The organism is Vulcanisaeta sp. JCM 14467 (genome assembly GCF_001316245.1).
Lineage (GTDB): Archaea > Thermoproteota > Thermoprotei > Thermoproteales > Thermocladiaceae > Vulcanisaeta.
On sequence record NZ_BBDM01000008.1, the window covers coordinates 56,278 to 78,139 of the forward strand.

The following is a 21,862-nucleotide window of genomic DNA, read 5'->3' on the forward strand; positions in this document are numbered from 1 at the left end:
TATAATCAATGGAAAGGTAAAACACTTATTAAGGGAAGCTATAGCCCAAGTACATAGTGGGTAAGCCCAGGTTCAAGATCGAGGTGCTCCTTGAACAGGATGGGAAGGTCATAATGGATAATTTAACGGCGAGACTTCTCGAGATTCTCGAGAAGAGGGGTTCCCTATTATCGGTGGTTAAGGACCTTGGGCTACCATACTCAAGGGCTTGGGAATTAATTAATAGGCTGGAAAGTGGGTTGAATGTTAAGGTCATTAATTCAAGGAGGGGTTATAGAGGTGGCATGTCATTAACCACGGAGGGCAGGGAATTACTGAGTACGTATAAATCAATGGTGAATAGGTATGTGTGGAACCCCGATGGTACCGTGTGTGATACCGTGTATGCGGGGAGTGATGATTGCATAGTTAGGGATGTGATTAATGAGATGCGTAGTGAGGGCTACTGCATCGACGCCTACTGGGTTGGCTCAATGAATGGATTAAGCATGGTTATCAGCGGGTTAGCCGACATAGCCGGCATCCACCTAATTGACCCAATGAGTGGTGAGTACAACATACCCTACATGAATTCAATGGGCGCCTGGGACAACGCCGTCCTAATAAGGGGTTACATGAGACTGTTGGGCATCGTGCATAGACCATACCTAAGCATTGGTGATTTAACGGACATACTTGGGCTGAGGATGGTTAATAGAAACCCAGGCTCAGGCACGAGACTGGCAACGGAATTATTACTAAACGGGGTAGCCAGACACACTGGGTATGGTACGGATGAGATAAGGAGGATTGTGAAGGGTTATAACGATGTTGTTAAGACTCACGTAGAGGTTACTGAGAAGGTTGCCAGGGGGCTCGCTGATTACGGCATTGCAATTGCCGGGCAGGCGCTTTCAATGGGCCTCGCGGTCAGGCCCATCGCTCTTGAGGAATTTGACATCGTAGTCTCCAGGGTTAGCCTTAACAAGCCAGCGGTTAGGGAATTCATACGCAGGATCAACAGGTAGGTGCGAGGCCAGGTTATGTAATGCTTAGGAACACTGGTGAGGTTTACTCCAGGTAATCGTAATCGCTACCACCCACGTATATATTATGCAACACCCTGTAAAGCGCATCAAGCCCTCACCCGTCTTAGCACTTATTGGTATTGGCCTTGGTATGGTCCCAATGGCCGTTAGCACGTCCGATAATCTAACACTTAAGTCCGCCTCTAACTTATTCGCCTGGCTAGACATTAATGCCTCCCTGAGTAGGTCCGTCTCCTCACCCCACTCAAGTATTTGATCAACCACGGACCTGTCGAGTAGATCAACCTTATTAAGCACGTTAACCTGAGGCATATTAAACCTAACTGCGTTGAGAGGGCTAGGAGCATTGATGATACGTAACCACTCGGTGTCTGGGCCTGGGTTGCATCTATCACGAAGACCACGGCAGACCTATCCATGCTCAACCTATTAATTAATACCGAACCAACACTCCTAAAGGCGAATAACTCCATCTGGCCAGGCGTGTCTATTAAGACGTAGTTAGCCCCGATATCCATTATTTGACTCTTAATCTCCTGGGCCCTGACCGCAAGCATGTCTATGGCGGCTATTATCGAGCCGTTCGGGCCAAGCTTATACTTCCTCATTAGCTCCCTGGCCGAGACCACATCCCTAATGTCTATGTCCGGTATGTACGGCACGTACTCTACGGCCGGGTCCAGGTTGACTATGGCCACGTCATACTGATTATCCTCGAGCCAATCAGCGAATGAACTAACCAACGTAGTCTTCCCAGACCCAGCCGTGCCCACTATAAATACTGTGAACATCCAATGCATGTACTAAGGACCTCAATAAAAAAACTTCCGAACTGCGTTAGACACCCATGTACAGCGTAGCCGTAACAGCCCTCGCGGCAGCTCCCCAAGCAGCATGTACCTAATACTATTCCTCAAACCCACGTAGCCCGCCACCACCGTCACTAATGACCCACTAATCAACGAACCAATTAACGTGCCCACACCATAGAATAGGTATATAGGCTGACAGCGTCCTCCGATCCTCAGCATTATCATAGACAAAGCCTATGTAGGCAATGTTAGATGCTGAGTTTGTGAACCCAGCCACGGTATTCGCGAGGTAAATCACATAAACATTATTGGCGAGAGCATATGACAGCGGAAAAGTAACCAGCAGGAACCTCCCCAGGAACATGATCAACTTTCTATTCCTATCGAACCACCTACCCACAAACCTCTGCAGGGCTAGAGTCGACACACCACTAATCACGTTAACAATGGCCAACTGCTCAACATTCATGTTAAGCAGATACACCTGAGCCAATGGGAATAGTCTTTAAAACCTGAGTGTGTTTAAATATTGGTTATTTATTAATGACTATGCTTGTTGCGTTAATCTTCGTAGCTACTGAGTAAAGTAATTAAACCGGTTAGAATTTCGCGCAATCGATTTTACGCTTAGTCATTTACTGCCTATGGCGATTAACGGTTAAATCAGCGAACAGCCCTTAAAAACAACTTATTTTATTTACTAATTACCGTGGACCTAGGCTTAGGAGGGCTTACTCGAGGTGTGTCTTTGAGGTTGCCTGTGGCGTACTTCCTGACTTGGTTAACGGCATTTATGACTATCTCATGGTTAATTTGGCGAGTATCACGTATGGTCTCAGGGGCTCGAGGGCTTTTCTCGTGAATGTTAGGTTGGCTATTGATTATGACTACCTAAGGCCGAGCGTTACCTTCGTGGTTGATTACTCAAAACCAGAGCATAGAGCAATTGCCGAGTCTAGGGTTGAGTGGCTCGGGGATTTTAGGTCTGGGTCACGTTGTGTAGTGCCTTATTAATCTAGTTGAGGATTCAGCAATTGGTATGTATAGTGCTCTGGGTGAGCCTAGTGAGCTCGACATAGGACTATTGAGGAGGAATAGGTTCTGCATGGGCGTGAAGAGGGGTAAGAAGTACGTCTGTGGTGGTGAGGCTGATGAAAACGCCGTAAATAAGGCCATCGAGTTGTTGAGCGAAGCAATCAATCGAATACAACGCTGGTGTGTTTGGGATTCTTGGTGGGTTGAGGAATGGATGAACGAGTGGTTAATAACAAGGGATAGGCTGGAAATGCAATTACGGGGTAAGTACAGCGACAAGATCACAACCAGTCTTTTAGGGATGATCGATAGGTTCATAGGCTACAGTGAGGAATTCATGAATTACTGGCATGTGGTTGGTTACGAGGTTAGGGAGCTAATTAATGCCTTAGCGAGAGGTAGAACCGTGGTCGTGATTAGGGGTGAGAACGTATCAGGGGTGAGTGTATATGGAAGGCACACAACACTGGAGGTGAGTAAAGCGAGTGGAGACAGTATAACGGTTAAGTTAGTACTTAAGGGGCTCGGTGGCATAGTTATCATGGTGCCTGACGTGTTTAAGGAAATAATGGACAAGAAGAAGTATAGGAGGTTCATTAAGAAAGTGCTTAGGGCGTTGAGGAGAGGCTTAGAGGAGACCGATGGAGACGTACAGAAAGGCTTGTCGGCAATGGGGACGACGCAGATATGGCAAGTTCTCGCATGGTCGTTACTTTACCCTGGTAGGGTACATACGTATGTGAGCTCCATCAATATCAATGAGGGCGATGTAACTATTACGTGGTTCATGCGGTCTAACCACAAGTCAATCAGGGGCAGAATCCACAATGATATTGGGAAGCTCAGCAAGGAAGAGGTTTTGGCATTCACATTCACAGCGATACTCGGCGATGGTAGCGCGTTTATCAGGAAGGATCGCGGCTATGATGTGACTGTGCTTGAAATTACAATGTTGGATGAGAAGTTTAAAGCGTGGGGGTCGTCGTTGTTAGCGAAGTTGAGAGAAATGGGTTTTAGGAGCGGTAAACCGATAACAAGGGGCAATAAGGTTGAAGTGAGGTTTTACGGCAGTAATGCCATTAATTTGGCAAGGGCTATGATTGATGTCTCGCCATCAATCCTTAAGGACATCCTTGACGCTTTAGGCTTTGAGAAGTGGGAAAGAATTAAGCGAATTGCCGAGATGGAGGTAAGATGGCGAAAGGGCGAGATGCAGGTGAGTGTGTTAGGTTACAGATGCACAGTGGATGTTCAAAAAGGCACTGTTAGGTTGGCTCTCAAGGCTAAGGATGAGGATGAGGCAAAGAGGATTATCGAGATGTTGAGAGCTGTGTATGATGATGTTCATGCCCGCATTAATCGTAGCCATGGTAAATGTGTTGTTAGATTACCCATGAAGTTCATCGAAGAACATATTGAGGTTAGGATACAGGTTGTGAAGGTACTGTGCCAAAAATACCGTAAAGTTAAGGATGAGGTGAAGAGAAAAATAATTGCTATGCACTTGTTGAAGTTAGCAACACCCACAAAGGGGGCAGCCGCGGCTGAGCCTCTCCATTATCAGGGCCCACGCGAAGGAGTTTGCACCGCCGACGCCGGCTATTAGTATGTACGTTATTAGGTAGGCCAGTGGATTTCCATAGGCGATGAATGCCATTATAAGCCACAGAACCGCCAGCAATAACGTCGATAACTTAAGCAGTAACTCAATACGCCTAATCCTCCTCAATGGTAATTGAACGACACCACTGAAGAATGATGTGGCGGACGAGACCAGGCTGATGCCGATACTGGGTACTCCTATTACCGCGGCTAGGAAGCTCATGAATGGCGATACAAGTCCATTGGCAAGGTTTTGGAGGAGTATGTAATTTTTCAATTTCCTATGATGCATATACTAAGTAATCATAAGAGTGTTACACCATTTAAAAACCATACCCAGAAGCCTCAGCCCGGGTTCTATCAATCACCACATCATCCTGGTCTAGCACTCATCACTTAAGTACTTCATAAAATATTAATGAAATAAGGCTTACCCACTAGGGACCCTTAATTACTAAATGCATTAAATCGCTGATGAATAACACCAACGTGAGCAGCGCTATCGCAAATACGGCTATGGACCTCACTGAAACGTAAAGCGCGTATAAGGCAATTACCAACAGGGGTAATGAGTAAAGTAGCGCATTCGTACGACCAACATCGAAGAACTTCCTGCTCGCCCTAACGTACATGATGATTGATTCGAGGAATAACGTTGCCATGGATGCGAGGTTAATGATGAGTATGTCAATTATGGAATTAAGCGGTACTAACGATACGGCCGCGGAGACTATGGGCAGGTCAAGGTCTAGGTCATAAACATCGAGAACCCTCATGAAGCCCCTCCTCGCCCTATTAAGGAATACCTTACCACCAACGGTTAAGCCGAGAACCGTGACGTAGGATATATAGGCCCTATACCAGGCTCAACCCATGAAACCAGGGTTAGGGCAACGGCAGCGACGCCAATTAGATATAGCGGTATTAAGTAGTTCAGTCTCTCCTTAATGTAGGACAACCTATAATCAACACTAAACCTTGAGGCAGAGGTATACTCAAGGATCAGCCAGGAAATGCCCAGTAGGCCGAAGCCCACACCCAACAACCACAGCAACATCGACAGTAAGGTAGCGGACAAAACAAAAAGCTAACTCCATATAGGCAGCAGCCGCTGAACCTGAAAAGGGCTTGTACTTGATTAACTAGAAAAGCTTATAGACCATTACCTTAGGCTTTTCCTGGGCCGGTAGTCTAGCCTGGAAGGATGCCCGCCTTGCACGCGGGAGATCCCGGGTTCAAATCCCGGCCGGTCCACCAAAATCACTGCAGTACCTTCCTCGCCTCCCTAACCAACTCCTCAACCCTGGCAATACCGATCTTCACATACTCAACCGAGTACTTCCTCTCATGAAAACCCCATACATGTAGGTCGTAGGCTGCGTTCCAGCCGTCAACCACCCAATAACCAAGCCGATTAGCTAAGGTCTTACTGGCCATGCCCAGTAGGTATGTGTACCAACGCCCAACCTTAACAAACTCTTGATACTCTGGCGTGTTAAATTTCTCGCTAATGCTTGATGACCTCCTCCGCGGCTTTATACGCCTTCCCACTAGCCTGCACGGCATCACCCTTATCGACGTACTGCCTCGCCTCCTCCAAATACTCCTCAGCGAGCCTAATCCTCTCCCTTATACCCTCCTGCGGATCCACCACGCTTAATGCATCGAGCAACAACTCCGCCACATCAACTCCCTTATTCACCAATTTCCTGATTAACTCGTCAACATTAGCCATACATTAGTGAGTAGACCCAGTACTAAATATGCCTTTGGTTTTCAACCCTGCTCGACTCACCTTTTATGAATAGGCGGCGAAGTAAAAAAAGTCCGTTAATCCCCATAAACATGATGGGTATGGCCAGGGCGCGGGTAATAACCGCCCTAATGCTCACCGTAGTAATTTCGTTAATCATCACAGTACTAGTCACCACGGGCCAACAACCAACGCTATACAGGTCCTGGACATACTCGCCAATCAGGGACGTGAGTGAGGAGTACCAGGTCTATAGGGTCGCCGCGAACGGCATTAACTACTCGAGGATTGTGATAAACATTGAGTCAGTAAGTGGGGCACCACTGGGCAATGCCTCCGTGACCGTATTCGCCCTAACGCCATACCACATAGTCCCGGTTGGGGTTTACGTAGGCTCGAGGGTCGTGATACCCATGGACACGCCAGGCATAGCCTACGCCGTGAATAGGTGGGTCTCCTGGATGCTGAGGAGCACCTGGCACTCAATACAGCCCGGCCTATACACGGCACTCCTCGTATTCATAACATACCAAACACCACGCGGAGTCTACATTAAGTCATTCACAATACCCTACGCACCAGCACCACTATACATTGGCGATGAAACCTACGTAATAACGGTTAACGCCCAAATAAACACGACAGCCCCACCAAACATACCAATAAGCCAACTAAAGCCAGCAGGTCCCGCAGTCACGAAACCACCACTCGAGCTCTCCAACAATACAGACCAACCAGGCCAACTATACGACTGCATGAGTCAGGCGCCTGAGTACGCTCCTGGATCAGTGGTGTCGCCAGGTGGATACTTGGCTCTAGCTAACTGCACCGGCTATAACGGGACAATACCATTGCTATGGATTTCATGGAGCCAAAACGTGAGGAACACACTAAGTAGTGCCTCACTGAACATAGCCCTAAGTATTTCAGCATCTTCTTCAGAGCCATTTTACATATATGCAGAAGAACTAGAGACAAGCGGTGGACAGGTAATAGCCGATGTGATAGGTTCCTCATTCAATTCATCAAGCTTACAATTACAAATGCCTCTAAAAAGCGTTGGGCAATTAGGGTCTTTACCAAGTAATATATACTATGTCGGTGCCCCAGGCGCCTATGGCATGGCTCAATACCAATATTGGTATTGTCCAGACCTGAATTTACACACTGGAACGTGCGTAAGCGGTTATGTACCTACTAACCAGTATTACTACTACGTAATAGGGTTCAACCTCCAGAATAATTTAGTGTATGGCCCAGACACTGGCAGCGGTCCGGTATCGGCTATATTCCAATTCTTGAGCTATTACGGCTTGAACCTACCGACGCAGAGTACGTCGGCTGTGCAGTGGATGAGCAGGGGCTTTATTATTTCTATTTCCCAAATGGCACATCAATACAGAATGGCGCATTGATATCTGAGTATGTGGCCAATATCTTCAATGTTCCATTGCTGCAGGTAATATCTGCCTTAGCCTCCGCACTTGAGGGTGGCGTGGTTGTTGATACCATTGTGGAGACCGGTGGTTTACCAACGTGGGCTCAATGGCTCACCAACGTACTTTCGGATATGGGCCAAATGACGAATCTACAGCAATACTATACTACGAACACTGAGTACTATGCCGTGAGTATAGGCTTTACCCAAAGTGGTCAATACGTTTATTACAATGTGGTTCCTGGCATTAGCTACGTAAATTATAATGGCCAGACCTATGCCGTACCCACGCCCGGCGTTGAGCTTAACGAGACCTGGGCTGGCGGTCAATTAGCCCAGGGATGCCCACCAACATACCTTGGTTAATGAGCTGCTGAAGCATTGGTCTTCATTATTTTAAATTTAGAGATTGATGGAGCCGAAGATGATGACCTCATTAAATGCCGTTAAACCCCTGCGGGTAATCCTTACATACTGTGCCTTTAGCAGTCTTAAGTAATGGTTGGTGGTTTTGTTTTGTTTAATGGGTTGGTTTACGTCTCCTTTAAGCCGTTGGTTAGGGCTGAGGCTCTCGTGATCGTTGGTGATAGGGTTGTCTACGTCGGTGATGAGTCCAGGGCATTGAGGATCGCCGATGCCCTAGGCCTCGATACTGTGGACTTAAGGGGTAGGGTTGTGACGCCTGGCTTCATTGACGCCCACGCGCACCTGGACTCAATAGGCATTAACCTATCAACGCTCGACCTTAGGGGTGTCCCGAGTATCGAGGAGTTGAAGAGGAGGCTCAGGGATTACGCGAGAAGCGTTAAGACCGGGTGGATAGTAGGTAGGGGCAGTAACAATGGTTGGGGTCTTTTAGTGTTGTTTGATTCCCTTTATGGCGATGAGGTATGCTGATGCGGTGTGTCTGTCTAGTCCGTGTTTCCTCATTGCCTCGTCATGTTCCCTCGAGTTTGTGGTGCCCCTTGGGTTCACGTACTTGGCTTCGATGCTGTATAGTGGTGCCTTCATGGCAATCATCTCTATTATGGAGTTTCTGAAGATTGATACCCTGTAGTTGTAGTTCTCATGCAACCTCCTACCATTCCTAATCCAAAGTAACCTTAGCCTCCCCAGTACATCCGGGTTTTCCAGGAACAATATCCTAACACCATGGTGATAGGCGTAATCCAGCATCTCGTGCACGGCCATACCAATGACGCTCCAAGCCCTACGCCTTGGGTAACCCCTAGCCGTAACCTCCCTAAACCAGAAGGTGTATGTGTCTCTAAGGTTTCCCCCATCATCAACTATGGCCAAGTTAATTCTATCAGTATTGACATCCACACCACCATAGAGCCTGCCATAATTCCTCCCGTACCTTATCATGTGCCTATAGTAGAAGTCCATGGGCACCGTTAACTGCACCTCCCCGTGAACCCATAACTCGTTCTTTCTTATACCGTAGTCCTCAATGACTACTCTCGCTGTGTACTTCTGCTTCTCCTCAAGAATCTTATTAAGTAAAACTCCATAGTTCTTGGGTATTGTTGGCCTAATGACTACCCTATTCTCCTTCCCATTATAGTCTATTGTGGTTATGTGGAAGCTGTAACCGTCTTTGAGAGTTATACTCCTCACTGGGTATTCCATCTCACTTTGCTGAAACATTAACCAATGACCTAGCTCTACTTCCTTGAAGTCTACTCCTAATTGCCTACAAGACTCGTAAATTTCACGTACAAGTGTGATAACCCCATCAGTATACCTACGATTAGGTATTATTTCATAGATTATCTTCCTGAAGGTGTTTTTCCAGCTAATATCGGTTGCAGGTAGTATGGGCGTTTGCTTAGCCAAATCAAGCAGTCTATGAGTGGCAATCTTAAACAACCATGCAGTACTAAATAACTTCCTAGCTTCACTACCATTAACATTAAATGGTAATGTAATGGTTATGTAGCTCATATGGGGAATCCCCAGGCAATACTTATAAGGCCCTGGCTTATTAACCCTTTTGGTTACCCTGGGTTTCCGAGAGCCGTGGGGCAACCGCCACCGCGGTGAGGGTGCCCAGGGAGACCGCAATGAACCCAAGGGCGGTTAAATACCGCTCTCGGGAGAGCGGTTAAAATGATCGAGACAATACTCGATATTTATGGCAGGTTGGGTGATGCCTCAATGCTTAGGCATAGGATCGAGCACGCCTCAGTACTTAGGGAGGACTTGATAGGGAGAATTAGGGAGTTGGGTGTTGCATTGGCTGTTCAGCCACACTTCGTAATTAGTGATTGGTGGGTTGTGGATAGGGTTGGTGTTGATAGGGCTAGGTACGTCTACCCATTCAAGACCCTGATAGATAATGGCATAATGCTGGGCTTCAGCACTGATGCACCAGTTGAGCCGCTTAATCCCTGGGAGACCGTGTACGCGGCGGTGACCAGGGGTCGTTATGAGGGTATTGAGTTGCTTAAGTATACTGAGGGTGAGGCGGTTAGTATTGCCGAGACGCTTCACTACTACACCTACGGCTCCGCATACCTACTCCATGAGGAGCACGAGCTCGGTAGGCTCGAGCCCGGTTACCTAGCCGACTTCATAATAATTGATAAAGACCCATTAAGTGTTAGTGATAAGGAACTGAAAGACATAAAGGTGCTAGAGACCTACGTGGGTGGCGAAAGGATACACCCATGAACAACACCGTCAAAACGCAGCCTTCTCCTGCACAGTCCCCTTCACCATCCTACCCTCCTTAAACCTACTCAATCTAAAGATGTCCTTAAACGTCCTCATCCTCCCATACTTAATCAATTCCGTAACCATTAAGGCGAAGGCTGGGGCTAGCTTGAAGCCGTGGCCGCTTAAACCGACGACGATTATTAGGTCCTTAATTGGCTCATCGACTATGGGCATCCAGTCCGGCGTCACGTCGTACTGGCCCCTCCAACCACCCAAGTACTTCGCGTTCACGAACCAGGGCATTCTTCTGGCAGCATTCTCCATCACGTTAACGGCATACTCAAACTCAGGCTCGGCTAATGGATTAAAGCTGTCTGGGTCTGGCCAGGTGTCCTCTGGTGGGTATAGTAGGCCCATTAGTCCGTTGCTTGAGCCCTCGGGCCTTATGTAGAAGTTATTCGTGTAGTCAAACACGTTGGGTAGGGACCTACCCATGTCAACCCTAACTATCCTCTCAATAATGTTCTTAATTGGCAGGTCTAGCTGGGGTAGGGTCTTGCGTACCCACACATTAGTGGCAACCACGTAGTGATCAGCCCTAACAACTTCGCCCCTGCTAACGAGCCTAATACCGACGACCTTGTTATCCTCGACATGTACCTGGGCCTCATCAATGATTAACTCGGCGCCCAACTCCCTGGCCCTGGCCATTACCGTGTTTGTGTATAGGCCTGTATCGGCATAGCCTGCGTCCTCCTCGTAAATGCCAACCTCGTTATCTGCCACATCGGCGTTGAGCATTTCACGAACTTCATTACCACTTAAGAACTTGACATTGGCGCCGATACCGCTAAGCATTTCGAAGGTCCTCCTCATGCCGTCCACGTCATTACCAATGACTATCAAGCCCGTCCTGGTAAATACGTCGACGCCAAACTCCTTTTCAAAGTTCATGAAGATTCATGGCTGTAGTGCGACATTCTAGCCACATCCTCATTGGCGTAGTAACTCCTGACGAGACCCAGGGAGTATGCGGTCATTCCCTGGGCAACACCGCGCTTATCAATGACCAGGGTTTTGAAGCCCTCCCTGACCAGGTAATAAGCCACTGTGGTTCCCGTGGAGCCGGCACCAATCACAACAACATCATAAGCCCTAGCCATGATCAACCCCAACTTATCATGGGGAATTAATTTATAACTAATACGTGAATGACCATTAACCTGACATGGTCATCGCATGCACCAGGGATTGCTACGACACGTGCATATTCAACGAGAATTACAAACCACTCAATATATTCCCCATCAACGGCTTCACCTGCGCCAGGGGCAGGGCCGACCTAATTAGGAATGAGAAGAACAGGGTGACCACAGCCTACATAGACGGTAAGGAGACCACTATTGACGAGGCCATTAAGTACGTGACCAAGCTACTCAAGGAGACGATGAAGAAGAACCCCGCCAGGATACTGCGTACGGACTACGACGGTAATCAAGGACTTTTGACATGGTATTACCCAGATAGAATATTTAATGTAATTGGTGCGTCTCAGACCGATAGGTCGATATGCTCCTCGGAGGGTCATGCAGCCATTAGGGCTCATTACGGCACGAGCATGGGCGCACTGCCTGAGGACTTCACTAAGTACAGGGCTGCTGTTTTCTGGGCATTCCCAGCCAGCACATCATCACCGCATATATGGGCCTTATTTGTTAAGAAGCCGAAGGTGTCAATCGACGTTAGGGTCAGCGACACGGCTAGGAAGTCTGATAGGGCAATAATTGTTAGACCTGGCACAGACGTATACCTCGCCATTGGTGTCATTAAGGTCTTGATTGAGGAGGGTCTTGTTGAGGGTAAGGTCAGGCACTTTGAGGAGTTGGTTAATTACGTCAGGGGCTTCTCACTTGATTACTTGTCAAAGGTCAGTGGTGTAGGTATTAGCGATATTAGGTGGCTTGCCGAGTTTTACCATGAGTATAAGCCTTTGACCCTGATAGGCTTTGCCCTTGGTCGTTCCCAGAATGGTGGTGATGCCATTGGGATGATCTCGCTAATACCCGCCCTCATAGGCTTGGAGAGGGGTTATTACTACTCGAACTCCCTCGGTTGGGGACTCGATTTTGACTACCTCAGGGGTCTTCATATGGCTAGGTCATCGAGGGTCATACCCATGGCTGAGTTTGGGGATTACATTGAACGTGGTGAGGTTGACATAATCTATGCTTGGAATGAGAATCCCGTGGTTACCCTGCCAGGTGGTGATAAGCTGATTAAGGCTGTTCGTGAGGGCAGGGTTACATTGATAGTTCATGATCCGTACTGGTCCGAGACGGCTAAGTTGGCGAATGTCGTGATCCCCGCACCCACATTCCTCGAGAAGTATGACGTGGTTTACAGTTATTGGCATGACTACCTCATTTACAATGAGCCGATCAAGCCGCCTAGGGGTATAGCGGAGGTTGATTTAGTAAGGAGGTTGGCCAAGGAGCTTGGGATTACGCACCCACTGCTCCTTGAGGATCCCTGGGATGCCGTGGATAGGGCCATAAGGCCCGCAGGTGTTACCCTGGAGGAGCTTAGGGTGAGGAAGATCGTTAAGATGAAGCCGAAATACCTACCCACCAATGAACCTGATGCATTACCGCTGCCAAACCCAACCGAGCCCGGTGAATTAGGTCCTAATGAGGTCCGCCTAGTGTTTACGTCGCACCCACTCTACACAAATACCCAGTTCCGTGAGGTTTACGGTAATCTAGAGCCCGTGGTCTATACCCATGATTACGAGGGTATTGTGGTGCTGGAGAGTGAGTTTGGCAGTGTTAGGGTTAGGGCTGTTAGGGATGGTAATGTGCCCCCAGGTGTGGCGTTGATTTATAAGAGTAGTCTCATTGACCTTGATGGTAAGCCGATAAACAGTATTACAGGTCGCATTAAGGGTAAGTACGCAGGCACACCGATGCTCAATGGAGTCAGGGTTAGGGTTAAGGTCGTGGGCAATTAGCAATATTTTGCCAACCCATTATTGGGTGGTCAAGTTATTTTTACATTATTTACGGTGATTAATAAGTCAGTAAATAACCTGACCTCGCAATATGAAGTTATTATTTTTAGGGACATGCTTTTAAGCAATGCACATTAACGGGTTAAAATGGTCGTAGAAGTTGCCAAGGGATCTACCAGGAATTTAAGGAGGTTCCTGAAGAGGATGGACTTAACCGTGGGTAGGTGCTTTGATGATTTTGAGTTTGTCTCATTGTTAAGGAGTATTAATAATAAGTACGGTGATGATTACTGGTTATTGGGTTGGAAGGAACGTAAGATCAGCGATCACTCATCACTCTTTGTATTAACGTTAATTGATAATCATGATAGGGAGTATGTAGTTAAGATCTACGTTAGCATTGGCGCCATAAGCATGGTATTTCCCATTAGCCAACTTAACCTTGCTGATGAGGTTTCAGGAATAACAATGTTGATTGATGGGGGCACCGTTACCTTATCAGGTAGGGTACTCTGCATCTCTAGCATTAGAGTTAAGGCCGTAATTTAACCTATCCCTGGGTCTTAACGTGAACTTTCCTCCTGAACTCCTCTATCTGCTCCCTAGTTATCCTAACGTACCTAGATAGTAAGTCAATTGGTACATAGGCGAACCTATCGCTCAATCTCCATGTTGGCCACACCTTACCGCCAATATTAATTCTGGCACCACAGAACTTGCACCTACCATCCTCCGTCAGGTTGACCTCCAGTATGTCGAAGCCTCTCCTCCTAATCACAACCCTACCGCAGTTTGGGCAGTACGTGTTTTCGAGCTTGTGACCTGGTACGTTACCAATATAGACGTACTTGAGACCCTCCTCCCTAGCCACTTGAGCGTGCTTCTCAAGGGTCTCTATGGGTGTTGGTGGTAGGTAATCAACCTTGTAGTCGGGGTGAAACCTCAGGAAATGCATGGGTGTTTCTGGGCCTAGGTTATCCACGATCCACCTGGCTAGCTTGCGTGCGTACTCAAGGTTATCGCCTATTTCGGGGACCACCAGGTCTGTTACCTCGATGAATATGCCCTTTTTCTTCATCTCAACGAGCGTCTGGAATATTGGCTCTGGGTCTGGGACCATTGAGAACCTCCTCAGGAACTTGGGCTCGGCGTTTCCCTTGAAGTCTACGGTGGCTGCATCGAGGAACTTAGATATGTAATCAACCGTCTCATCAGTCATGTACCCGTTAGTGACGAATGTGTTGAACAAACCCCTCTTTTTGGCTAGGATTCCAACGTCATATGCGAACTCTGCGAAGATGGAGGGTTCATTATACGTGTACGTAATTCCCTGGGCTCCGTATGTCTCGGCTAATTCGATGATCTTCTCTGGAGTTACCTCAAACCCCTCGAGAACCCTCCTCTGGCTTATGTCGAAGTTCTGGCAGTACTGGCATGCCCAACTGCAGCCGTACGTGGAGAAGGAGAGAACCATCGAACCTGGGTTGAAGTGGTAAAGAGGCTTTTTCTCGATTGGGTCCACGGCGATTGCGAGATCTTACCATAAACCATTAGGTACAGCTTACCACCCAGGTTCCACCTAACACCACAAAATCCATATTGACCATCAGAGAGCTTACACCTCCTTGCGCATGCCGTACACTCAACCCTACCGTCCGGCAATGCCCTATACAATGTTGCCTCCTTCATTAAACCCATTGTTAATCATTAATTCATGATTAAAAACCTTATGAGGTAAGCAAGTTTCATTTATTAGTACGTGATTACGGAGGGGGTATGTTTTTTTAAGTGGCTTGTTATATGAAGCCGGGTATGCCGAAGAAGAGGAAGAATAGGGGACGCCATAAGGGTGATAAGGGTAAGGAACCAATGGTTTATTGTGATAATTGCGGTAAGTTAGTGCCTAGGTCTAAGGCTGTTAGGGTCACTGTACCATACTCGCCAGTGCCTGGTGACCTTGCTAGAGAGCTTGAGAAGCAGGGCGCAATCGTGCCTAGGTATTACGTCACCAAGACCTACTGCATAAACTGCGCCATTTACCTAGGCATACTGAAGGTTAGGGCCGAGGATGAGAGGAAGAGGAAGATTTCATTGACAAAAGCGCCAGTGCGTAGAGAGGCAATAGCAACGCCACCAGCAACCAAGCCAACCCAGACACAGCGCCGGCGCCATCAACATCGCAGAACACCCAGGGTGCGCCAGCAAAGCCTTAAACTCAAATGATGAATGCACAGCAGTAACTCTTATAAGTCATTTTAAGCCCATGTTAACGCATAATGGAGAGTAATGAGGAAACTAGGAGAGTGGAGTTAGCCAATACGGAGACGGAAAGGAGGAACCCAAGTAAGCTTGAGTTAACATTTATTGAAAGTCCCAGGGACTTCATGAAGGATTTTAAGGTCGTATTCGACCTGTCAATAATTAGAGAGATAACGCTTGGCAGGAGCCTGAGAACATGGTCATAATACCTGATCCGACGGTCTCGAGGAAGCATGCCATAATAACCATGGTTGGGGGTGAATTATTAATTAAGGATTTGAATAGTACGAATGGCACGTACGTGCTTGACGGCGGAACCTTCAAAAGAATAAGCGAGTATAGGTTTAATGGTGACGTCGTTGTTAGGCTCGGCTACTACACAATTATTAAATTATCAGTAATAACAGGGGAGAATCCATAGTATTAAGTAACTTGCGTATTCACGTATTTACTGAGTACGGCTAGTATCTCGCCCGTGCTTGATGGCCTAAGTGATGGATTTAATTCGAGCCCCCTCATTATTAGGGATGCGATTTCAGGTGGTACGTCAGGTCTATAACTCGTTATTGGAGGTATGAGGACCTGCCCACTACTTAGTCTATGGATGTGTGGGTTTATTCCCGTCAACATTTCGTAGAATATGCATGATAGTGAGTAAATGTCCGACCTAACATCAGCAACTCCCCTGCTAACCTCGGGTGCTGCATAGGCTATTGAAAATTGGGATACGTAGGACTTACCGCCAACCATTATCTTAGCCGCGCCTAGATCGCCTATCTTAACAATCCTTCTATCCTTATCCTTAAATAATATGTTCTCAGGCTTGAGGTCTAAGTGCACTATGTTTGCTTTATGTAGTTCAGACAACGCCAGCGTTATTGAGTATGCCAACCTCAGGAACTCACTAAGCTCTAACGGTCCACTTTCCCTCATTAAGTCCCTGAGTGATCCTCCCTCCATGAACTCCATGACCACGTAAGGTGGCTCACTTAGGTAGTCCTCGAGCGACTTATATGGAAGCTTCTCATCGGGTGGTATGTGAACCTCGAATACCTTAACGATGTGTGGACTCTCGATGATAGGTACTCACTCATTTCCTTCTTAAATGATGAGAGTACCCTAGGTCGTTAGCCAGGGGATTACCCCTTGAATCCTTATCCTTAAGGACCTTAATGGCGTAGACCCTACCCCACTCATCCCTACCCCTAAGCACGTAACTAAAACCACCCATCGCAACCACGCTATCAATTAAGTACTTACCATCTAACCACGTGCCTAACCAGGACAGTGGTGGTCTCAATCCCTTAACGAACCTAAGTCTGGTTGGTCTCAAGTACATTATTATAAAAATGAGCACTAGAGCTGTAATGCCCAGCCAATATACCCTAATCACTGGGTATATTCCGTAAACCAGCGTCACTATTAGCACCGCTGCCGATACATAACCAGGGAATTTCCTCATCATTGGTATTGCCGACACTATGGATGGCACCAACACCATGTATGCGTAGGGTTGATTCAGCATTAGGAGAAATATGGCTGCAGGTATTATCAGGAATACGCCTAGGTACGTTATTGCCCTATCAATAACATCCTCAGGAAAGTCAATCCTATACATTAGTATGGAGTTCCTAATCGTGATTACGAGCGACGATGCGAATATAAGGAGTGAATTAATCAGTAAGTAAAACGGGGGAGGTGCTGGGTTCACGTAACCCCTGTAGAATAGGTATAGAACATAGGCAATTGTTAGTATGATCATGGCCCTTAGATCAACTACCCTCAATGATAAGATGAGTATCAGGACTCCTAAAAATATGGCTAGTACATCATAGACGTAGGCACTACTTATTATGAAGGCTATGGATAGTACGAGGATAATCTCCGAAATTAATGGTATTAGAAGCCAATTATTCCTCAGTGGGTACTTCCTAAACAATTCATAGAATAACACGAATAGCGAAACCGCGACTAATAACCGCACAATATTAATGCCGATTAGAAATAATAGGCTTATGAAGAGTACGATCCCGGGCAACGCCTTAATCACCTTATTAACATCGGTAATTAACACGTTAATTATCTCCCTGAAATCCCTTAATAAAAACGTTTCCGCAGGATGGATAACGACAAGTGTGTTGCGAAGGGATAAGGCGTATTATACCTGGTCATGAATTACGTAGGGATTAATCACGGCGATATTCACGAGTGTAGGCATCAAGCCCTAACTAATCGTGAGAGGCGTCCACGAACCTAGATATCGACCGGGAATACCTATCAACAGCGTTAAGGCAGGTGAGTCAAAGTAAATAAGTTAGTACAACTCTTCAGATGCCTAATGAAGAGGGTTCACGTACTAGTTAGAGGCGTGGTCCAGGGAGTTGGGTTTAGAGCCTTCGTGAGGAGGCACGCCAGGAAATTGGGCGTTAAAGCTTCGTTAAAAACTTACCCGATGGCTTCACGGTAGAGATCGTGGCTGAAGGACCCGATGACGCCATTGAACAATTAATAAGTATAGTTCGTAAAGGACCTCCAGGCGCTATTGTGGAGGATGTCGATATTGAGTACGAGGAACCTAAGAATGAGTTCAATGACTTCGCGATTCTTTATTAACATACTTGATCAAGCCGCCACCACACGGTTTAAGCCCCGAGTCAAGTAGGTCCATTATTAATTGCCTTGCCGTATCCGTTAAATCAAGGCTTAACGCTTCACTTAAGTCAGTAAACCTAAGTTCCATGGCGTCGCTGGAGGCCCTGGACTCACCACCGATGGGTTCCACTAGGTAGTCAAGCATTAGGAAGTGGTATCTAACCCTGCCCCTCTCGTCCCTCTCCACGTATTGGTAAATACCGAAGAGTCCCAATACCCTACCAATGATGCCGGTCTCCTCCTGCAACTCCCTCAGCGCCGCCTTGTCAGGGTCCTCACCTGGCTCAACCATGCCACCCGGTATTGACCACTTACCCCTGTTAGGCTCCGCACCCCTCCTTATTAGGAGTATCTTACCATCCTTAATGACTATGGCGCCCACACCAACCAATGGGTACCTTGGGTACTCCCTACTCATTTTAGTAAACCCTGCATAGCCCAGATTAATTAAGCATTAACGCCACATTTAAAAGAGAGTTTAAATCCGCTGCTAACCAATGGAGTGCAATAATGAGAAGGTGAGGAACGTGGTCGAGAGCCTATCCGATAAGGAACCTATCGAGGCTTATCAAACACTACTCGAGGAGAATTGTTTTGGCAGGAGTATGATATATGATGTTGGTAATAAGTACATAGTGTACATGAAGGATGAGGAAAATGCGTGTATAGAAGAGACGAACTCGATAGACCGCGCCAGGGAGCTGGCGAGGGCATTTGTTGACTCTGTTTGTTCCTGATGAATATGAAGGTTAGGTTAATATTATCGGCGAATCTGCATGAACTAGCCAATGCCGTGAGTATCACGTTGGATGTGCCAAATGGGTGTACGGTTAGGGATTTAATAATTAGGCTTGGTGAGTTGAATCCGGAGATTCCGAGGATACTACTTAGGGGTGACGAGCTTAATGAGAATTACATAGTGATTGTGAACGGTAGGGACATACATTGGTTAAGGGGCTTATTCACAGCTCTCAATGATGGTGATGAGGTATTGATTGCACCTAAGGCATTCATATCGTAAAACTTAATACCTCCACCCGCGCCTTTAATATTTGTGATAGTGAATGGCTAAGAGTAAGTTAATGAGAATTAATGAGGCGTTGGACCTAATCAATGATGGCGATGAAATAGCGATTGGGGGCATGTCCCTGCACCGTAACCCAATATCCATGGCGATAGCCATAGCTAGGTCGAATAAGAGGGATTTGGCGTTGATAGATAGGGAGCCAGGGCTTGCCTTTGACTTACTGACTATTTCGGGTAGGGTTAGGAGGATTAGGGCCGCGATGGTTACCTTCGAGCACTTCGGGATAGCACCAGGCTTTAGGAGGATGGTGGAGAGTGGTGAGGTGGAGTTCATTGAGGACGTCTGTGAAGGCGTTATGGCGGGGCTTCGTGCAGGGGCTTACGGCCTCCCCTTCATGCCATCAGCAATTGCGTTAGATAGCGAGTTAGTCCCGCTGAATGTTAGGAGGGGTATTTGGAAAGTAATTAAGGATCCATTTAATGAGCAGGAGTTAGTAGCGGTTAAGGCCATAAGGCCTGACGTGGCTTTAATACACGTGCATAGGGCTGATGAGAGAGGTGATGTGGAGATTTACGGGCCTAAGTACGAGGATGTGCTCAAGATTCAGGCGGCTAAGAAGGTCATAATCACGGCGGAGGAGATAGTCGGTGAGGATTACTTCCGGGAGCACCCTGAACGTTTAACCGTGCCAGGCTTCATGGTGACTGCCGTGGTCCACTCACCGAGGGGTGCGTGGCCAACGTCGATGTATGGTTATTACAATGCCGATTATAATGTCATCAAGCAGTACTTCGATAGTGTCAGGGCTGGGTTGAGTATTGAGAAGGTCCTTGAGGTGTTTACCCATGGCTGACATGGATAACGTGATCAAGTGCATGGCTAGGCAGTTGAGGGATGGGGATATCGTTTACACGGGCCTTGCCTCAGTCCCTGCGGTGTTGGCCGTGGCCCTAGCTAGGTATTGGGGATTGAACATTTGGTTCATAAACGTGACCGAGATTTACGACCCAAGGGGTATTGCGATAACGCCATCGTCTGGGGACCCATACTCCTTCATTGGTGGTGCTGGATTTATGACAAGCCTAGACGCCTTCGACCTGGCGAGACGTGGACAACTCGACGTTATGTTCTTCTCAGCGGCCCAGGTTGATCGTCGTGGCAATATGAACTTATCCGTCATTGGTAATTATGATAAGCCAAGGGTTAGGTTACCGGGTGGTGCTGCAGCAGCTTACCTGTATAGGAGGGCCCGTAGGTAGTGATGTGGCTTAAGGAGCATTCAAGAAGGACCCTCGTGGAGAGGGTTGACTTTATAACGGCTCCTGGACCCACAAAGCAGGGTCCACGCCTTGTAATATGCACTCCGAAGGCTATGTTCGAGTTTGACCATGAACTTGGCGAGTTAGTTGTGGCTGGAGTCTTTCCTGGCGTCACGGTTGATGATGTGGTTAATAATATGGCGTTTAAGCCAAGGGTTAGGGAGACCCTGAGCATGCTTGAACCAGCAACACAGGATGAGTTACAGCTCCTAAATAAGCTGGACCCAGGCGGCATCAGGTACTCCTAGTCAATTTCATATAAAAATTAATCACAGCATCTTATTCTCAATCTTATACGCACCAAGTATTATGGCACTAGCCATTTTCGACGCCTCAACAAGCTTCTTACTTATCTCATCACCACCCTCAGCTGGATAGACAAGTAGGGCATAGCCAATAGCCTCACCCGGCCAGCCATAGGCATAGGCCAGTAGTAGGTTTAGGCCTGTGGCAGCCTCTATCGTGGTTAACACCCTGCCCAGGGTTCCCTAGTTCATTGGGCATTGCTGGGTGTATTATGAATGCACCGCCTGTATTGCCATTACCAGGTCATGGAGTTTTGCGAATGGCCTTTGCATTAATCATCCTAAGCAGGTTGGCCCAGGCGCTTACGCTTAAAATTGAAAGTAATCAATCACATAAGATAAAAGAAAAATAAAGAGGGAGGTTGATAAGCCAATACCCTGTAGATGAGGAATATCTACAAGTGCGTGGTTTGTGGCACATTCACTGAGGATAGCACCCACTGCGGTAAGCCAGCCAAATTAGTAATTAATGGTGAATTGAGGAATAGATTAAGCCACCTAATGACTTACTTGCTAAGGCATAACCCAGGCGCCGTTGGGCTATCAATGGATAGGGAGGGTTGGGTGGGCATTAATAAGTTGGTTAACGCAATAAGGACCGGTGGAACCCAGGGGCATACTCATGGTTAACCACGGAACACGTCCTGGCGGTGGCGTTAATGGACCCCAAGGGCAGGTTTGAGGTTAGGGATGGAATGATCAGGGCGAGGTACGGCCATAACAAGTCACTCAACGTAGACATTAGGTATGATGTTGATAATGAGGTTAGCGTCCTATACCATGGCACTACCAAGGAAGCATTAACGCGGATAATGCGTGAGGGGATTAAGCCGATGAATAGGAAGTACGTGCACCTAGTGCTGGACTTAAGGGATGCTTATGAGGTTGCCTGAGGCATGGCAGTGACGTAGTAATACTAAAGGTAAATGCAGATTGCCTAAGGAAGAGTGGCCAGCAGGTGTTA

Annotated in this window: 29 protein-coding genes, 1 tRNA gene and 5 pseudogenes; 21 read left to right on the forward strand and 14 right to left on the reverse strand. The window is 47.2% G+C overall.

The features are described 5' to 3' along the window. Positions 1 to 56 precede the first annotated feature (56 nt). Complete coding sequence (locus JCM14467_RS08420) at positions 57 to 1,007, forward strand: substrate-binding domain-containing protein (protein ID WP_054849793.1); 951 nt, start codon at positions 57 to 59, stop codon at positions 1,005 to 1,007. 24 nt (positions 1,008 to 1,031) lie between these two features. On the opposite strand, the pseudogene JCM14467_RS08425 reads toward JCM14467_RS08420, so the two are convergent. Next, a pseudogene (locus JCM14467_RS08425) lies at positions 1,032 to 1,828 on the reverse strand (PRK13768 family protein). A 154-nt stretch (positions 1,829 to 1,982) separates the two neighbouring features. Next, complete coding sequence (locus tag JCM14467_RS08430; protein ID WP_252901171.1) at positions 1,983 to 2,333, reverse strand: hypothetical protein; 351 nt, start codon at positions 2,331 to 2,333, stop codon at positions 1,983 to 1,985. Between the two features lie 284 nt (positions 2,334 to 2,617). Between JCM14467_RS08430 and JCM14467_RS08435 the strand changes: the two genes are divergently transcribed. Together JCM14467_RS08435 and JCM14467_RS08440 are read left to right on the forward strand one after the other, a co-directional pair. Then, complete coding sequence (locus JCM14467_RS08435) at positions 2,618 to 2,854, forward strand: hypothetical protein (protein ID WP_054849794.1); 237 nt, start codon at positions 2,618 to 2,620, stop codon at positions 2,852 to 2,854. A gap of 25 nt (positions 2,855 to 2,879) precedes the next feature. After that, positions 2,880 to 4,481 (forward strand): hypothetical protein, encoded by a 1,602-nt coding sequence (locus JCM14467_RS08440; protein ID WP_054849795.1) that lies wholly within the window; start codon positions 2,880 to 2,882, stop codon positions 4,479 to 4,481. On the opposite strand, the gene JCM14467_RS17320 is transcribed toward JCM14467_RS08440, so the two are convergent. The 3 genes from JCM14467_RS17320 to JCM14467_RS17330 all read right to left on the reverse strand — a co-directional run bounded on the left by JCM14467_RS17320 (position 4,389) and on the right by JCM14467_RS17330 (position 5,534). Beyond that, positions 4,389 to 4,769, reverse strand: a complete 381-nt coding sequence (locus JCM14467_RS17320; RefSeq protein ID WP_252901172.1) for a hypothetical protein — start codon at positions 4,767 to 4,769, stop codon at positions 4,389 to 4,391. The genes JCM14467_RS08440 and JCM14467_RS17320 overlap by 93 nt on opposite strands. A gap of 145 nt (positions 4,770 to 4,914) precedes the next feature. Further along, complete coding sequence (locus JCM14467_RS17325; RefSeq protein WP_252901173.1) at positions 4,915 to 5,253, reverse strand: hypothetical protein; 339 nt, start codon at positions 5,251 to 5,253, stop codon at positions 4,915 to 4,917. Positions 5,254 to 5,297: 44 nt separating this feature from the next. Then, positions 5,298 to 5,534, reverse strand: a complete 237-nt coding sequence (locus JCM14467_RS17330) for a hypothetical protein (protein ID WP_252901174.1) — start codon at positions 5,532 to 5,534, stop codon at positions 5,298 to 5,300. Between the two features lie 123 nt (positions 5,535 to 5,657). Here JCM14467_RS17330 and JCM14467_RS08450 point away from each other — a divergent pair. Next, positions 5,658 to 5,734, forward strand: a tRNA-Ala gene (locus JCM14467_RS08450). Between the two features lie 3 nt (positions 5,735 to 5,737). Here JCM14467_RS08450 and JCM14467_RS08455 read toward each other — a convergent pair. Continuing rightward, a pseudogene (locus JCM14467_RS08455) lies at positions 5,738 to 6,212 on the reverse strand (PaREP1 family protein). A 110-nt stretch (positions 6,213 to 6,322) separates the two neighbouring features. On the opposite strand from JCM14467_RS08455, the gene JCM14467_RS08460 reads away from it, so the two are divergent. The 3 genes from JCM14467_RS08460 to JCM14467_RS08470 all read left to right on the forward strand — a co-directional run bounded on the left by JCM14467_RS08460 (position 6,323) and on the right by JCM14467_RS08470 (position 8,565). After that, on the forward strand, positions 6,323 to 7,645 hold the full coding sequence (locus tag JCM14467_RS08460) for a hypothetical protein (RefSeq protein ID WP_054849796.1): 1,323 nt from the start codon (positions 6,323 to 6,325) through the stop codon (positions 7,643 to 7,645). An 11-nt stretch (positions 7,646 to 7,656) separates the two neighbouring features. Beyond that, positions 7,657 to 8,034, forward strand: coding sequence for a hypothetical protein (locus JCM14467_RS08465; RefSeq protein WP_252901175.1), 378 nt, complete (start codon positions 7,657 to 7,659; stop codon positions 8,032 to 8,034). Between the two features lie 132 nt (positions 8,035 to 8,166). Next, positions 8,167 to 8,565 (forward strand): amidohydrolase family protein, encoded by a 399-nt coding sequence (locus JCM14467_RS08470; protein WP_054849798.1) that lies wholly within the window; start codon positions 8,167 to 8,169, stop codon positions 8,563 to 8,565. On the opposite strand, the gene JCM14467_RS08475 is transcribed toward JCM14467_RS08470, so the two are convergent. Next, positions 8,524 to 9,615: a hypothetical protein gene (locus JCM14467_RS08475; RefSeq protein WP_054849799.1), complete on the reverse strand. Its 1,092-nt coding sequence runs from the start codon at positions 9,613 to 9,615 to the stop codon at positions 8,524 to 8,526. The genes JCM14467_RS08470 and JCM14467_RS08475 overlap by 42 nt on opposite strands. A 165-nt stretch (positions 9,616 to 9,780) precedes the next feature. On the opposite strand from JCM14467_RS08475, the gene JCM14467_RS08480 reads away from it, so the two are divergent. Further along, the gene (locus tag JCM14467_RS08480; RefSeq protein WP_252901176.1) at positions 9,781 to 10,344 is read left to right on the forward strand and encodes an amidohydrolase family protein; all 564 of its coding nucleotides are present in this window, start codon (positions 9,781 to 9,783) and stop codon (positions 10,342 to 10,344) included. 9 nt (positions 10,345 to 10,353) lie between these two features. On the opposite strand, the gene JCM14467_RS08485 is transcribed toward JCM14467_RS08480, so the two are convergent. Then, positions 10,354 to 11,283, reverse strand: coding sequence for an NAD(P)/FAD-dependent oxidoreductase (locus JCM14467_RS08485; RefSeq protein ID WP_054849800.1), 930 nt, complete (start codon positions 11,281 to 11,283; stop codon positions 10,354 to 10,356). Next, positions 11,280 to 11,492, reverse strand: coding sequence for an FAD-dependent oxidoreductase (locus JCM14467_RS08490; protein WP_054849801.1), 213 nt, complete (start codon positions 11,490 to 11,492; stop codon positions 11,280 to 11,282). The genes JCM14467_RS08485 and JCM14467_RS08490 overlap by 4 nt, the downstream gene beginning before the upstream one ends. 65 nt (positions 11,493 to 11,557) lie before the next feature. Here JCM14467_RS08490 and JCM14467_RS08495 point away from each other — a divergent pair, with 65 nt between their 5' ends. Then, positions 11,558 to 13,336, forward strand: a complete 1,779-nt coding sequence (locus JCM14467_RS08495; protein WP_054849802.1) for a molybdopterin-dependent oxidoreductase — start codon at positions 11,558 to 11,560, stop codon at positions 13,334 to 13,336. A 147-nt stretch (positions 13,337 to 13,483) separates the two neighbouring features. Then, positions 13,484 to 13,885, forward strand: coding sequence for a hypothetical protein (locus tag JCM14467_RS08500; RefSeq protein ID WP_054849803.1), 402 nt, complete (start codon positions 13,484 to 13,486; stop codon positions 13,883 to 13,885). A gap of 1 nt (position 13,886) precedes the next feature. Here JCM14467_RS08500 and amrS read toward each other — a convergent pair. Continuing rightward, positions 13,887 to 15,025: pseudogene (gene amrS, locus JCM14467_RS08505) on the reverse strand (AmmeMemoRadiSam system radical SAM enzyme). A 123-nt stretch (positions 15,026 to 15,148) separates the two neighbouring features. Between amrS and JCM14467_RS08510 the strand changes: the two are divergent. The 3 genes and pseudogenes from JCM14467_RS08510 to JCM14467_RS17340 all read left to right on the forward strand — a co-directional run. Continuing rightward, positions 15,149 to 15,430, forward strand: a pseudogene (locus tag JCM14467_RS08510) (30S ribosomal protein S26e); the annotation flags it as partial. Between the two features lie 182 nt (positions 15,431 to 15,612). Further along, positions 15,613 to 15,801, forward strand: coding sequence for a hypothetical protein (locus tag JCM14467_RS17335; RefSeq protein WP_252901178.1), 189 nt, complete (start codon positions 15,613 to 15,615; stop codon positions 15,799 to 15,801). After that, entirely contained in the window at positions 15,792 to 16,016 is a 225-nt protein-coding gene (locus JCM14467_RS17340; protein ID WP_252901179.1) for an FHA domain-containing protein, read from the forward strand. The genes JCM14467_RS17335 and JCM14467_RS17340 overlap by 10 nt, the downstream gene beginning before the upstream one ends. 2 nt (positions 16,017 to 16,018) lie before the next feature. On the opposite strand, the gene JCM14467_RS17345 is transcribed toward JCM14467_RS17340, so the two are convergent. Both JCM14467_RS17345 and JCM14467_RS17350 read right to left on the reverse strand, forming a co-directional pair. Continuing rightward, positions 16,019 to 16,564 (reverse strand): serine/threonine-protein kinase, encoded by a 546-nt coding sequence (locus JCM14467_RS17345; protein WP_342765507.1) that lies wholly within the window; start codon positions 16,562 to 16,564, stop codon positions 16,019 to 16,021. 121 nt (positions 16,565 to 16,685) lie between these two features. After that, on the reverse strand, positions 16,686 to 17,669 hold the full coding sequence (locus JCM14467_RS17350; RefSeq protein WP_252901180.1) for a hypothetical protein: 984 nt from the start codon (positions 17,667 to 17,669) through the stop codon (positions 16,686 to 16,688). 264 nt (positions 17,670 to 17,933) lie between these two features. On the opposite strand from JCM14467_RS17350, the pseudogene JCM14467_RS17355 reads away from it, so the two are divergent. Further along, positions 17,934 to 18,208, forward strand: a pseudogene (locus JCM14467_RS17355) (acylphosphatase). Here the strand turns inward: JCM14467_RS17355 and JCM14467_RS08525 are convergent. Next, positions 18,183 to 18,665 carry an NUDIX hydrolase gene (locus tag JCM14467_RS08525; RefSeq protein WP_054849804.1) on the reverse strand — a complete coding sequence of 161 codons (483 nt, stop codon included), beginning with the start codon at positions 18,663 to 18,665 and terminating at the stop codon, positions 18,183 to 18,185. The pseudogene JCM14467_RS17355 and the gene JCM14467_RS08525 sit on opposite strands and share 26 nt — an antisense overlap. 79 nt (positions 18,666 to 18,744) lie before the next feature. Between JCM14467_RS08525 and JCM14467_RS08530 the strand changes: the two genes are divergently transcribed. Genes JCM14467_RS08530 through JCM14467_RS17365 form a run of 5 tightly spaced genes read left to right on the forward strand, consistent with a single transcriptional unit; the run spans position 18,745 to position 20,841 of the window. After that, positions 18,745 to 18,984: a hypothetical protein gene (locus JCM14467_RS08530; RefSeq protein ID WP_054849805.1), complete on the forward strand. Its 240-nt coding sequence runs from the start codon at positions 18,745 to 18,747 to the stop codon at positions 18,982 to 18,984. A gap of 5 nt (positions 18,985 to 18,989) precedes the next feature. Continuing rightward, entirely contained in the window at positions 18,990 to 19,268 is a 279-nt protein-coding gene (locus JCM14467_RS08535; RefSeq protein ID WP_054849860.1) for a MoaD/ThiS family protein, read from the forward strand. 43 nt (positions 19,269 to 19,311) lie between these two features. Beyond that, positions 19,312 to 20,127, forward strand: coding sequence for a CoA transferase subunit A (locus JCM14467_RS08540; protein WP_054849806.1), 816 nt, complete (start codon positions 19,312 to 19,314; stop codon positions 20,125 to 20,127). Continuing rightward, positions 20,120 to 20,533: a CoA-transferase gene (locus JCM14467_RS17360; RefSeq protein WP_252901181.1), complete on the forward strand. Its 414-nt coding sequence runs from the start codon at positions 20,120 to 20,122 to the stop codon at positions 20,531 to 20,533. The genes JCM14467_RS08540 and JCM14467_RS17360 overlap by 8 nt, the downstream gene beginning before the upstream one ends. Beyond that, the gene (locus JCM14467_RS17365; protein ID WP_252901182.1) at positions 20,533 to 20,841 is read left to right on the forward strand and encodes a hypothetical protein; all 309 of its coding nucleotides are present in this window, start codon (positions 20,533 to 20,535) and stop codon (positions 20,839 to 20,841) included. Before JCM14467_RS17360 ends, JCM14467_RS17365 begins: the two co-directional genes overlap by 1 nt. Positions 20,842 to 20,862: 21 nt before the next feature. On the opposite strand, the gene JCM14467_RS17370 is transcribed toward JCM14467_RS17365, so the two are convergent. Further along, positions 20,863 to 21,066: a hypothetical protein gene (locus JCM14467_RS17370; RefSeq protein ID WP_252901183.1), complete on the reverse strand. Its 204-nt coding sequence runs from the start codon at positions 21,064 to 21,066 to the stop codon at positions 20,863 to 20,865. A 216-nt stretch (positions 21,067 to 21,282) separates the two neighbouring features. Here JCM14467_RS17370 and JCM14467_RS17375 point away from each other — a divergent pair, with 216 nt between their 5' ends. Then, a complete protein-coding gene (locus JCM14467_RS17375; RefSeq protein WP_252901184.1) occupies positions 21,283 to 21,528 on the forward strand; it encodes an RNA 2'-phosphotransferase in 246 nt (81 codons plus the stop codon). 29 nt (positions 21,529 to 21,557) lie between these two features. Beyond that, on the forward strand, positions 21,558 to 21,791 hold the full coding sequence (locus JCM14467_RS17380; RefSeq protein WP_252901185.1) for an RNA 2'-phosphotransferase: 234 nt from the start codon (positions 21,558 to 21,560) through the stop codon (positions 21,789 to 21,791). Positions 21,792 to 21,862: the final 71 nt, after the last annotated feature.